Consider the following 12,315-nt stretch of genomic DNA (forward strand, 5'->3'; position numbering starts at 1 on the left):
CTCCCTTTGCGGGGTGTACGTCAGTGCAGAGCGCGCCTGGGAACCAGGCCCGTGCTCTCCAGCAGCGACATGTGCGTGTTGACGAATTTCAGGCACCGTTCGGCGAATGCGCGGATCTCGGTGTTCTCGGTCGCCGCGCGCACCTTGGCGATGACGGTGAAGACCTGCCCGTGGGCGGCACGCAACCGCAGCACGAACGTCTTGTCATAGTCGGTGCCGTATTTTCCCGACATCTCCCTCAGCCAGCTCTTCTGGCTGCCGTTGGGCTCGTTGGGAAGGAGCACGCCCAGTTTCTGCGCCTCGGCGCGGGTGTCGGCGTCCAGCTGCAGGTGCTGGCGCATGATGATCTCGCCGACCTCCTTCACCCGGGGGCTGGCCGCGCGCTGCGCGGCCTGCTGTCCCGCGGGCATCTCCCAGAGGCCGGCCTGCCGGACCTTGACCAGGAGCTGCCTGTCCAGAGTGCTGAGCCGGCCCCAGCGGGTGTTGACGGTGCCACCGAGGTTCGCCGCGCCGCTCGCGGGTGTGCCGACCGGGCTCATGACGACCGCGAAGGCCGCCACGACGGCGGCCACGGCCGCCAGCACCAGCAGCAGGCGTCCCTTGCCGAGGCGCGGGAGCTTGCGCTTTCCGGCGGTTCCGTAGGATTTCCTCAAGGGCTCTCGTCCCTCCTTTCAAGGATCTCTCGACGGACCCGGCGCGGGTTCGTCCGGAGATACGCACCGGACCGCCCGCCGGGTTCAAAGATGTCCACCTGTTGTCAATTTTTCTCTGCGCGGCGCATTCAGCGACGCAAGGGCGCACCGGGAACTCCGCCGACGACGCGGAGCGCCAATGCGGGGCACATCGCGACCGCCTTCTGAACGTCCTTCTCCATCCACGAGGGAATGTCGGTGCCGAGCACGACGGGAAAGCCGTACCGGTCGAGCTGGATCAGCTCGGGCACGAGATAGGCGCACAGGCCGTGCCCGTCGCACCGGCTCCAGTCGATCGCGACCCGCCCCTCCGTGCCGTCCGGCACGGGCAGCGGCAGGATGCCGTAGGTCGACTGGCCGCACCCGCCGCCCCACCGGTGCGTGTCGATGTCGGCGGTGAAGGCCTCCATCGCCGACAGGACGAACCTGGCCGTCCCGTCGGGGTGGGTGCAGGCGCCGCGGCCCCGGCCGACGCCGGCGGCGCGGCGCACGTCCTCCACCGTCCCGGCCCCCTCGGTGAGCGCCATCAGGGACCGGACGACGTCGGGCAGCCCGAGCCGGCACGGCCCGCACTGCCCGGCGGACTGCGCCGCGAGGTAGGAGGCGATCCGCGTGATCTCGCCGAGCGGGCAGGTGCCCTGGGTGAGCGGCAGGATGATCCCGGCGCCCACCGTCCCGCCGACGCGCCGCATCCCGGCACGCGACAGCACCGCCCGCGACACCGCGCCCTGGCCGAGCCACATCCCGTGGTAGCCGCCGACGAGCACGCCGGGCGACGACGGCACGTCGCAGTGGTCGAGGACGGCCCGCAGCGGCGTGCCGAGCGGCGCCTCCACGACCTGCGTCCCGCCGATCGTCAGCAGCGTGGTGCCCGGCTCGTCCTCCGTCCCGGCCGAGGCGTACAGGTCGGGGCCGAGCGAGACGAGGACCGCGAGCTGCGCGAACGTCTCGGTGTTGGACAGCAGGGTCGGGAAGCCGTCCACCCCCGAGTCGGAGGCGCGGACCTTGACGCCCGGCGGGATCGGCGTCTCCCCGTTGATCGCGCGGATCACCGCGCCGCTCTCCCCCGAGATGAACCGCTCGGTCAGCCGCACGACCCGGGCCGGCATCCGCCGCTCGCTGATCGCGGCGCGGACCGACCGGGCGGCCTCGTCGCTCTCGACGGCCAGCACGATCCGCTGGGTGCCGAGCGCGTTCGCCGCGATCTGCGCGCCGTCGAGCACCAGGTGCGGGGCCCGGCCGAGCAGGACCTTGTCCTTGGCGCTGCCGGGCTCGCCCTCGGCGCCGTTCACCACCACCACGACGTCCTCGCTGGACCCGCGCTCGTCGCCCTTCTCGCCGGGCAGCAGCGCGGTCCGGTCGGCGGTCGGGTGGTTGACCCGCGCCGCGACCGCCATCAGCTTGCGGGCGAACGGGAACCCCGCCCCGCCGCGTCCCCTCAGGTCGACCTGCTCGGCCATGCGCACCAGGTCGTCCAGCGCCGGCGCGCGGAGCCTGCCGTGCACCGCCAGGTGCCGGTCGAGGTCCAGCCGGTCGAACCGGTCGAACCCGAGCGTCAGCCGCGGCCCGCCGATGTTGGAGACCGTGACGGTCGAGGTCATCGGATGACCTCGGTGTCGCGGCCCTGCCCGGTCACGGGCATGCCGCGCGGATCCGCGACGGTCTGCCGGGAGCCCCCGAAGTCGCGCGGGTCGTCGAAGTCCCGCCGGCCGCCGAAGTCCCGGCGGCCCCCGAAGTCCCGGCGGCCCCCGAAGTCGCGCGCGTCGTCGAAGTCGCCCGAGTCGTCGAAGTCGCGCGGATCGTCGAAGCGGTCCTCCCCCGCCCGGACGCGCGACCGCGCGGCGGCGCGGCCCTTCTCGTGCTCCCGCGCCGCCATGGCGCGCCGGTCGCGGCGGCGGCCCGCGCCGTCCGGCAGCGAGTACGCCCCGACCTCCTCGCCGGCCAGGTGGACGTCCCGCGGCTTGATCACCACGACCATGCGGGTGACCAGGGCGAGCACGACGAACACCACGCTCATCACGTAGCTGAGCACGACCCACGGCGCCGCGGCCCGCCCGGCGATCAGGCCGTGCACGATCGCGAGCGGCCAGGACACGTAGGCGACGGCGTGCATCGACCGCCACACCCAGGCCTTGCCCCGCAGCGCGAACCGCGCCCGCATCAGCCCGGTGACCACGATGAGGAGCATCAGGTCGAGGGCGATGGTGCCGAGGCCGATCGCGCCGCCGTCCGGCACGACGATCTGGACGGGCAGCGCGAGGCCGCTCATCACCTTCACCGTGACGTGCGCGACCAGCATCGCCGTCGCGACGACGGCGGAGGCGCGGTGCACCGCCTGGGCGAGCACCCGGTGGCGGATCTTCAGGATGAGGCGCTCGGTGGCCAGCAGCCCGCTCATCACCGCGGTGGTCAGCGCGACCAGCGCGAAGACGCCGGCGTAGAAGCTGAGGAAGTACTGCACGTTCGCGACCGCGACGGCGCCCTGCGGGGTCGCCGCGCCGACCAGCACCAGCACCGCGCCGGCGAGCACCACGCGCAGCGCCCAGGTGGGCACCGCGGGATCATCACTGTTGCGAATTCGCACCGCTCGGACTCCTCTTCTAGGTGGCGGCCGGCGCCGGGGGGTCGCCCGGTCCGGCGCCGTCCTCCGGCTTCTTGCCGGGAGACGGCGATGACGACGGAGAGTCGTCCGCGGCGGGGACCGGGCCGAGGTTGGCCAACAGCCCCCCGGGAAGCACCTGCAGGACTCCGCGTTCGGCGAAGCCGAGGAGCGGCTTGGCGCGCTCGCGCAACGTCCAGCCGCCGACCTCGGCGCCGTCGAGCGGGACCGCCCCGCCGCCGCGGCGCAGCCCGAACGCGACCTCGGCGCGGGGCGCGGCCGCCCCGCCGCAGGGCCGGGCGGTGCCGGTGCGGCCGAGCGCGTCGCCCCGCGCGACCACGCTGCCGTCGCGCAGCTCGGTCACGCTCCGCATCCCGTAGTAGGTGGACGCGAGGCCGCTCGGGTGGATCACCATGACCACCGCGCCGGCCTGGCTGGAGCAGAACCGGTAGAGGCGTCCGCCGCCGGCCGCCAGGACGCGCCCGTCGCCGCCGGAGAACGCCAGCGACGCCAGCGGGCGCGAGGACGTGGTGTCGTCGGAGGTCGTCATCGACCACGCCTGGCCGATCTTCCAGGGCAGCATCAGCCGGTCGCCCGCGCGCGTCCCGTTGACGAGCGTGGTGGCCTGCGCGGCGCTGAGCGCGCCGTACCTGCGCAGGAGCCGCGACTCCGCCGGCGACATGAGGTTCGCGGGGGCGGCTCCGAGGAGCGCGGCGAACGCCGTCGCGCCCGACAGGCCGACCTGCCACTGCCGGCCCGTCCAGTGCGCGGCGTAGAAGGAGAGCTCGGGGCCGGCCGCGCTGGCCTCGGGAACCGGGATCGCACTGGTGCCGAAGACCCAGGTCCGGTCGGCGCTCTGGCGGGTGGCGCCCACGAACGGCTGCCGTGTCAGCGCCGTCCCGTAGGCCTGCCGCGCCGCGGCGCCCCGCTGCGCCAGCGTCAACTTGCGGACCTGCGTGGCGAGGACCCCGAGGTCGGGTCCCGCCGGAACGGTCGCCGTGCCGCCGCCGGCCCCCGGCCGCTGCTGGGGCTGCTGGGGTCGCGCGGGCGTGCCGGTGCCGGGCTTCGGCGGCCTGATCGCGCGCTGCGAGCCGACCGGCCCCGAGGAGCCGCCGACGGGTCCGCCGTCGAGCAGGGCCCGCTCGGCGATGCCCAGCAGGGACAGCCCGACCGCGGTGGACAGGACGATCGCGCCGATGCTCAGCCGGTCGGCGGGCCGCCTGCCGCGGCGCGGCGTCGCCTTCGGCCCGGGACGCGGCGGCGACTGGCGCCGCCGCTGCTCCGGTCGAGCGGGCCGCCGCTGGGGGCCGCCCCGCCCCGCGCGGGACGGCTCCGCACGGCGGGCACGCCCGCCCCGCGCCGGGAACTCGCGGGACCGATCCCCGCCGGACGGTGCCGCACGCCCGCCGAGCCCCTCGATCCTGGCATCGAACCTCTCGGTGCGTCCGTCGCGCGGCTTGCCGCGGGCGGCAGAACGCTCCGTCCGGGCATCCCGCCGGCCGTTGCGCGCGTCGAACTGCTCGGTGCGCGGGTCCCGCCCCCCACTCCTGGGATCACGAGACTCACCCCGCCGCTCCGACCCCTCGCTCCGGGCATCCGAGCGCTCCGTTCGCGCGTCCCGCCTCGTGCGGGCGGCGTAGCCCGCGGGGTCGTAGCTGCCGCGCGCGTCGAAACGCTCGGCCCCCGCGTCGTCGCGCCGTTCGGGCGGCTCCGGCCACTGCGCCCGGGGGCGCGACCGCTCGGATCCCTTGCCGGAACGGCGCGCGCGGGCCTTGGCCTCGCGCCGCTTGATCTCGCGCCGCGACGGCTCGCGCCGCGGCGATCTGCGCCCCCGCTCGGACCAGTCCGGCTGCTCCGACCACCAGGACCCTTCGGGCCACTGGGGGTCCTCGGACCAGAGCCCCTGCTTGGGCTCGGGTCTTGCGGACGGGCGCGCGGGCGTCTCAGCCCACGGTGAAGCATGCGTTTGGCTCCGGGACGCATGCCCGTAATCGCGTCGCGCCATGCCCTCTCCTGTGGAGGAGACGGAGAGCACGGCGAACGCCGACGAAGTTCCGCGCCGCCGGGCCTGTCACCCGGCGGCCGTCCTGCTGAGACATGACGGGACCGCGGTGTCGGAGCCCGCTCGCTCCCACCACGATCCCGAACGGATTCTTACGAATCCGCTCGAACACTCCGGGAGCATACGCCCCCGAAGCCACTTGGATGTTAGTCGGTGCCAAAAAAGGCCGATGAGCCTTGTCCCGCGGCGCTTGCGCTCCTCACCTGTACGCACGGAGGCCGCCGCGGGTTCACGCCTCCGGGCGCGAGGCGCCGGCACCCCTCCCACCTGGGCGTATCGGCTTTTCGGGGGACGGCGGCTTAGTGATGGCTGATCCGCTCATTAAGGGCGGGTTAACGGTAACGCCGCAGCCCGCCGGCGGCTCTAACTTCGGGAACGTCAGCGACCGTGGACGCAGAAAGCGGCAGGAGGTGCCCCTATGACACGATCACCGCGGCACGGGATCGTCCCGGGGGGCGGCCGTGCCTTCCGCGCGTCCACGGCCGGGCACCGTCGCGGGGCCGGGCCCCACGGTGCCGGATGCCGGGGCCGTGCCCCGCGCTCCCGTCCACGCGGACCCGATCCGTTCCCGCCGGCCGGCCCACGCGGCGCGCCCGTCTCCAGGTCCTCCCCCACGAGGGCGCAGGGCGGGCCGGCGAAGGATCACCCCCACCCCGCCTCGGCAGGGGCGGCCCGCGTGGAACCGGTCTCCGGGGGCGGGGCATGCGCCCACGGCGCCGTTCCGGGCCCGGGCGCCCTCGGGTGCCCGGGCCCGGAACGGCGCGCCGAGGATTCGGCGCGTTCAGGCGCCACTGAGCCGCCGTCCCCAGGGCGAGGACCCGCCTACGGCGCGGGGGCGGGTCCTCGCCCTGGGGACGGTGTCGGTCAGGGCGCCAGCAGGTTCCCCAGGCGGCTCGCCTGGACGTCCCAGCGCCACTCCCGTTCGATCCAGGCGCGGCCCTTCTCGCCCATGGCGCGGGCTCGGTCCGGATCCGAGAGCAGGCTGCTCACGGCTTCGGCGATGTCGGGGACGGAGCGGCCCGGCACCACGAGGCCCGTCTCGCCGTCCAGCACGGCGTCGGGGGCGCCGCCCGAATCGCCCGCCACGACCGGGAGTCCGGTCGCGGACGCCTCCAGGTACACGATGCCGAGCCCTTCGACGTCCAGGCCGCGGCGGCGGGTGCGGCAGGGCATCGCGAAGACGTCGCCCGCGTCGAAGTGGGCGGGCAGCTCCTCCCAGGGGACGCCGCCGGTGAAGACGACCGAACGGCCGACGCCGAGGGACGCGGCGAGGCGTTCCAGGTCGCCGCGGTAGGGTCCGCCGCCGACGAGGAGCAGCGCGGCGTCCGGAACGGACTCCAGGACGCGGGGCCAGGCGCGGAGCAGGGCGTCCTGCCCCTTGCGCGGGACCAGGCGGGACACGCACACCGCCACCGGACGGCCGGCCAGCCCGTGCCGCTCCCGGATCCGCTCCCCGCCCGCGCCCCGATGGAAGAGCGACTCGTCGACCCCGGGCGCGAGCCGGGCCATCCGCGCCGCCGCCTCGGGCGACAGCGCCTTCGCCATCCGGGAGCGGGTGTACTCGCCGAGGTAGGTCAGGACGTCGACGCCGTCTCCGATGCGGCCCAGCAGGGTGCGCGCCACCGGCAGCGACGCCCAGCCGGCCTCGTGCCCGTGCGTGATCCCGACGAGCCGCCGCGCGCCGCGGCGCCGCAGCGCCGGGGCCAGCAGGCCGAGCGGCGCCGCCGCCCCGAACACGACCGAGTCGCAGCGCTCCGCGCGCAGCACGTCCGCGGCCCGGCGCAGCACGCCCGGCTCCGGCAGCATGAGGGAGCCCGGATGCCGGACGACGGGGAAGGGCTGCGCCGCGTCGAACCTCGCGGCCCCCTTCCAGGCGGGGGCGTAGACGACGACCGAACCGGGCGGGCGCCGCACGGCGAGGCCGTGCACGAACGCCTGGATGCCGCCCGGCCGCGGCGGGAAGTCGTTGGTGACGAACAGCGTCCTGGTCATCGCCGGCCGCCCGGCACGCGCAAGGGCCCGCCACCGGCGGTGCGGTGACGGGCCCCCGATGCGCGGACGGTCAGTGCCTGACCTCGTGCGAGGTGGCGCCGCCCTCGATCTCGGCCTGCTCGCCGTGCGGGTGCTCGTGCTCCTCGACGGGGACGTCGTCGAACGTCCACGCGCGGTTGAGGCGCGAGCGCAGGTGCCCGATCGGGCCCTTGGTGCCGGGCGCCGGGATGCCCTTGGCGTCCCGGGCCGGGGCCTCGGGCCGGGCGTTCTCCTTGGAGAGCAGGACGTGCCGCTCCTCGTCGCGCGGCGCCTCGTGCCGCTCGGAGAACTTCCCGTCCGGCGACATCATGACCACGCCGCTCTCCACGCCGTGCCCGACGACGTCGGCGTCCCTGCGCTGCAGGCCCAGGCAGATCCGCTTGGTGATGACGAACGCCAGGATCGGCCCGAGGAAGAACGTGACCCGGAAGAACCACGTCGTGGCGAACAGCGACACGTGGAACTTCTCCGCGATGACGTCGTTGGCGCCGGCGAGCCACAGCAGCCCGTAGAAGGTGACCGCGGCGAGGCCCGTCGCCGTGCGGACCGGGGCGTTGCGCGGGCGGTCGTTCACGTGGTGGTGGCGCTTGTCGCCCGTCACCCACTGCTCGACGAACGGCCAGGCGGCCGCGCCGCCGAACACGATGCCGAGCGGCACCAGCGCCGGGATCAGCACGTTGAAGCTGACCGTGTGGCCCCAGGCGGAGACCTCCCAGTTCGGCATGATGCGCAGCGCGCCCTCCAGGACGCCCATGTACCAGTCGGGCTGGGAGGCCGAGGAGATCGCGCCGGGGTCGTACGGGCCGAACAGCCAGATCGGGTTGATCTGGGCGAACGCGCCGAGCAGCGCCAGGACGCCGAAGGTGAACAGGAAGTAGGCGCCCGTCTTGGCCATGAAGACCGGGTAGAACGGGTAGCCGTACACCTGCTGCTCGGTCTGGTGCTTGACCGGCATCGCCGTGTGCTTCTGCACCCACATGATCATCATGTGGGCGGTGACCATGCCGAGCAGCAGGCCCGGGATCAGCAGGATGTGCAGCATGTACAGGCGCGGGACGATGTCCTGGCCGGGGAACTCGCCGCCGAACAGGAACATGTAGATGTAGGTGCCGACCACCGGGATCGACTCCGCGACGCCCTGCGTGATGCGCAGGCCGGTGCCGGACAGCAGGTCGTCGGGCAGCGAGTACCCGAACAGGCCCTCCAGCATGCCCAGCGTGAACATGCCGATGCCGATCAGCCAGTTCAGCTCGCGCGGCTTGCGGTAGGCGCCGGTGAAGAACACGCGCAGCATGTGCGCGAGGATCGACGCCATGAACAGGATCGCGGCCCAGTGGTGGATCTGCCGCATGAGCAGGCCGCCGCGCACGTCGAACGTGATGTGCAGCGTCGAGGCGTAGGCCTCGGACATCTTCACGCCCTGCAGCTTCGTGTACGAGCCGTCGTACACGGTCTCCGTCATGCTCGGCTGGAACCAGAGCGTCAGGAACGTCCCGGTCAGCAGCAGGATGATGAAGGAGTACAGGGCGATCTCGCCCAGCATGAAGGACCAGTGGTCCGGAAAGACCTTCTTCATGTTCCGCTTGAAGAAGGTGGTGGAGCCGAGGCGGTCGTCGAGGAACGTCAGCGGCGCCTCGACCGCCTTCGGGGCTGTCGCCTCGCTCATCCGCGCTCCCAGAAGCTCGGTCCGACGGGTTCGTGGTAGTCGCTCGTGGCGATGAGGTACCCGTCCTCCACGGACAGCGGCAGCTGCGGCAGCGGCCGCGCCGCGGGCCCGAAGATCACCTTCGCCGCGTCGGTGGCGTCGAAGGTCGACTGGTGGCACGGGCACAGGATGTGGTGCGTGGTCTGCTCGTACAGGGCCGCGGGGCAGCCGACGTGCGTGCACACCTTGGAGTAGGCGACGATCCCGTTGACGTGCCAGTTCTCGCGGCCCTTGGCGGGCTTGAACTGCTCCGCGGGGATGTTGATGAGGATGGTGACGGCCTTGGCGTTCTGGGTCAGCACCTGGTCCTCGGGGAGCTCCTCCTCGATCCCCTCGGGCAGGACGGTGATCATCGAGCCCGGGGAGGAGAAGTCGCTGACCCGCAGCGGCTTGTTGGTGCCGTCCACGACCAGGCGGGCGCCCTTCTTGCCCTCCGCGCGCGCCTTCTTGACGGCCTCGCCCCAGTAGGTGTGGCGGAGCCGCTTCTCCGGCAGCGGGCCGAGGTCGCGCAGCAGCACCAGCGGGGCCAGGCCGAGCGGGGCGGCGGCGAGCAGCAGCGTGCGGCGCAGCAGGGGCCGCCTGGTGATGCCGCTGTCGTCGGCGCCTTCCAGGAAGTCCTCGGTGAAGGCCGCCCGGGTCTCCTCGCTGGCGGCCATCTCGTGCCGCTCCTGCACGATCGGCTTGCTGGTCATCAGCCGGCGCACCCAGATGGTGACGCCGAAGGCCATCGCGAGGAACGACAGCGCCATCAGGCCGCCGAGCCACAGGTTGCTCTCGCGCGCCCGGGTGACGCCGTGCATGCCGCCGTCGCGGCCGCTCCAGCCGATGAAATAGGCGATGAACGCCACGCTGGCGGCGAACGCGACCAGGAAGAGCGTCGCGACGATCCGCTCGGCGCGCTTGGCCGACGCCTCGTCGAGCTGGTCTCCCACGCCCGCCGGCGCCGAGATGTCGTCCTCGGCCAGCAGTGCCTTCTCCCGCGCGGGGGACGGCGTGCCGATCACGCGTTCGCGCGGGCCGGGCCGGCCCGCCGTGTCCTTGTTGTCGTCGCTCATGACTTCTTCAGCTTCTTCGGCTTCTTCGCGGTGATCCACATGGCGGCCAGTACCAGCAGGCCGATGCCGACCAGCCAGCCGGCCAGTCCCTCCGACACCGGGCCGATGCGGCCGAGGCCGTTACCGCCGGGGTTCGGCTCCTCGCGCGTCTGGACGAGGTAGGCGATGATCGCCTGCTTGTCCGTCGGCGTGAGCGTGGTGTCGTTGAACACCGGCATCGCCTGCGGGCCGGTCAGCATGGCCTCGTACATCTGGGTGGGCGTGACTTCGGGGTTCGACAGCGAGGGCGCGTACTTGCCGCCGGTCAGCGCGCCGCCCTGGCCGGTGAAGTTGTGGCACTGCGCGCAGTTGGTGCGGAACAGCTTCCCGCCGAGCGCGACGTTGCCGGTCTTCGGGTCCACCGCCGACGCCGGGGGGACCGCCGGACCGCCGCCGAGCGAGGAGACGTAGGCGCTGAGGTCGGACAGGTTCTTCTCGGCCTGCGCCTTCTGCTTCTCGGCCGCCTCCCGCTTGTCCTTCTCCTCGAAGTCGGTCTTGATCGAGGTGTTGAACTGGGGGATCGGCTCCTTGCGCGGAATCTGCGCGCCGGGGTTGCCCGCCGGCATGCGGCCCGAGCCGACCTGGAAGTCGACGGCCGCGGCGCCGACGCCGATGAGGCTCGGGGCGATCGGGTTGCCCTTGGCGTCCTTGGTGCCCTCGGCGTTCAGCCCGTGGCAGCTCGCACAGTTCTTGTTGAAGAGCTGCTGGCCGTTCTTCAGGTCCTGCGCCGCCTGGGCGGTGGTCTGCGCCTCGGCGCGGTCAGTCCGCGGCGAGAAGCCGGCGTAGATCGCGCCGATCGCCGCCAGGGCCGCCAGCACGACGGCGTAGCCCGCCCACGGGCGCCGTCGCCATGCGGTGATCCTTTTCACGGAAGTCCCCGTTCGGGTCATGTCGGTCGGGTCGGTCGGGTCGTTCAGAGGTCGAGCAGGTAGACGACCGAGAACAGGCCGATCCACACCACGTCGACGAAGTGCCAGTAATAGGAGACGACGATCGCGCTCGTCGCCTGCTCGTGCGTCCACCGCTTCGCGGCGTAGGTGCGTCCCAGGAGGAACAGGAACGCGACGAGGCCGCCGACGACGTGCAGGCCGTGGAAGCCGGTGGCCAGGTAGAAGACCGAGCCGTAGGCCGAGGACGAGAAGGTGAGGCCGTCCTTGGAGACCAGCTGGGAGTACTCGAAGCCCTGGCCGGCGACGAAGTAGGCGCCCATCAGGAACGAGAGCACGTACCACTCGCGCAGGCCCCAGCGCGCCACGTTGAACACGCTTCCGTCACGTCCGACCTTGCCCGCCTCGGCCTTGAACACGCCCATCTGGCAGGTCACCGAGGACAGCACCAGAACGGTCGTGTTGATCGCCGAGAGCGGCAGGTCCAGCGGGGCGCCCGGCCAGGCGTGGTGGCCGGACTGGCCGATCGTCACAGAGCGGATCGTAAAGAACATCGCGAACAGCGCCGCGAAGAACATCAGCTCGGACGACAGCCAAACGATCGTCCCCACGCTGACCAGATTGGGACGGTTCGCCCGTGCGTGAGGTGTTGTCTCTATCGCGGATGCTGTCACGCCAGCATTATTGCGCCCCTATCCAGTGAGTGACGCATGACCCCCCTTCTAGAGTTCCCCGAGCGTGTCACCAGTGCCGCGACCCGGTACCCTCACGTGCATGAGCAGCGCCCCGGAGAGCCCGATGAAGATCCTCGTCTACAGCGACGACGCGAACACCCGCGCCGAGATCCGGATGGCGATCGGGCGCCGGCCCGCCGCCGACCTCCCGAAGGTCGAGTTCGAGGAGTGCGCCACCCAGCCGGCCGTCGTGGCGCGGCTCGACCGGGGCGGCGTCGACGTCCTGATCGTCGACGGCGAGGCGCAGCCCGCGGGCGGTCTCGGCGTGTGCCGGCAGGCCAAGGACGAGGTGTACGACTGCCCGCCCGTCCTGGCGGTCATCGGCCGCCGCGACGACGGCTGGCTCGCCACCTGGTCGCGCGCCGACGCCGTGGTGGGCCTGCCCATCGATCCGATGGGCCTCGCGAACGCCCTCGCCGGCCTCATGCGGCAGCGCCTCAAGAACCGCCTGCCGGCCCTGTAGCCCGCACAGAGCACCGCACCCCGCAGGGCACCACACCCCTGCGGGGCA

The 12,315-nt window shown here is 72.9% G+C and carries 10 protein-coding genes; 1 reads left to right on the forward strand and 9 read right to left on the reverse strand.

Translation table 11 applies throughout. From position 1 onward, the window contains the following. Positions 1-20: 20 nt before the first annotated feature. From CHC11_RS15675 to ctaE, 9 genes are all read right to left on the reverse strand, one after another. Entirely contained in the window at positions 21-653 is a 633-nt protein-coding gene (locus CHC11_RS15675) for a DUF4142 domain-containing protein (RefSeq protein WP_245919248.1), read from the reverse strand. A gap of 128 nt (positions 654-781) precedes the next feature. Continuing rightward, on the reverse strand, positions 782-2,293 hold the full coding sequence (locus CHC11_RS15680) for an NADH-quinone oxidoreductase subunit NuoF family protein (RefSeq protein WP_089312443.1): 1,512 nt from the start codon (positions 2,291-2,293) through the stop codon (positions 782-784). Beyond that, complete coding sequence (locus CHC11_RS15685) at positions 2,290-3,276, reverse strand: ferric reductase-like transmembrane domain-containing protein (RefSeq protein ID WP_143227078.1); 987 nt, start codon at positions 3,274-3,276, stop codon at positions 2,290-2,292. Before CHC11_RS15685 ends, CHC11_RS15680 begins: the two co-directional genes overlap by 4 nt. 16 nt (positions 3,277-3,292) lie before the next feature. Next, positions 3,293-5,296: a peptidoglycan DD-metalloendopeptidase family protein gene (locus tag CHC11_RS15690; protein ID WP_089312445.1), complete on the reverse strand. Its 2,004-nt coding sequence runs from the start codon at positions 5,294-5,296 to the stop codon at positions 3,293-3,295. Between the two features lie 921 nt (positions 5,297-6,217). Then, entirely contained in the window at positions 6,218-7,345 is a 1,128-nt protein-coding gene (locus CHC11_RS15695; protein WP_089312446.1) for a glycosyltransferase family 4 protein, read from the reverse strand. A 70-nt stretch (positions 7,346-7,415) separates the two neighbouring features. Continuing rightward, complete coding sequence (gene qcrB / locus CHC11_RS15700; RefSeq protein ID WP_089312447.1) at positions 7,416-9,050, reverse strand: cytochrome bc1 complex cytochrome b subunit; 1,635 nt, start codon at positions 9,048-9,050, stop codon at positions 7,416-7,418. Further along, positions 9,047-10,144, reverse strand: a complete 1,098-nt coding sequence (gene qcrA / locus CHC11_RS15705) for a cytochrome bc1 complex Rieske iron-sulfur subunit (RefSeq protein WP_089312448.1) — start codon at positions 10,142-10,144, stop codon at positions 9,047-9,049. Before qcrA ends, qcrB begins: the two co-directional genes overlap by 4 nt. After that, a complete protein-coding gene (qcrC, locus tag CHC11_RS15710; protein WP_089312449.1) occupies positions 10,141-11,052 on the reverse strand; it encodes a cytochrome bc1 complex diheme cytochrome c subunit in 912 nt (303 codons plus the stop codon). Before qcrC ends, qcrA begins: the two co-directional genes overlap by 4 nt. Before the next feature lie 44 nt (positions 11,053-11,096). Beyond that, on the reverse strand, positions 11,097-11,744 hold the full coding sequence (gene ctaE / locus CHC11_RS15715) for an aa3-type cytochrome oxidase subunit III (protein WP_089312450.1): 648 nt from the start codon (positions 11,742-11,744) through the stop codon (positions 11,097-11,099). Between the two features lie 100 nt (positions 11,745-11,844). Between ctaE and CHC11_RS15720 the strand changes: the two genes are divergently transcribed. After that, a complete protein-coding gene (locus CHC11_RS15720) occupies positions 11,845-12,267 on the forward strand; it encodes a response regulator transcription factor (protein ID WP_089312451.1) in 423 nt (140 codons plus the stop codon). Positions 12,268-12,315: the final 48 nt, after the last annotated feature.

The sequence above is a fragment of the Actinomadura mexicana genome (genome assembly GCF_900188105.1).
Taxonomy (GTDB): Bacteria; Actinomycetota; Actinomycetes; order Streptosporangiales; family Streptosporangiaceae; genus Spirillospora; species Spirillospora mexicana.

Coding starts and splice junctions, on each gene's coding strand:
- CHC11_RS15680 (WP_089312443.1), bottom strand. CDS start 2,293: ATGACCTCGACCGTCACGGTCTCCAACATCGGCGGGCCGCGGCTGACG.
- CHC11_RS15690 (WP_089312445.1), bottom strand. CDS start 5,296: ATGGCGCGACGCGATTACGGGCATGCGTCCCGGAGCCAAACGCATGCT.
- CHC11_RS15695 (WP_089312446.1), bottom strand. CDS start 7,345: ATGACCAGGACGCTGTTCGTCACCAACGACTTCCCGCCGCGGCCGGGC.
- qcrB (WP_089312447.1), bottom strand. CDS start 9,050: ATGAGCGAGGCGACAGCCCCGAAGGCGGTCGAGGCGCCGCTGACGTTC.
- qcrA (WP_089312448.1), bottom strand. CDS start 10,144: ATGAGCGACGACAACAAGGACACGGCGGGCCGGCCCGGCCCGCGCGAA.
- CHC11_RS15720 (WP_089312451.1), top strand. CDS start 11,845: ATGAGCAGCGCCCCGGAGAGCCCGATGAAGATCCTCGTCTACAGCGAC.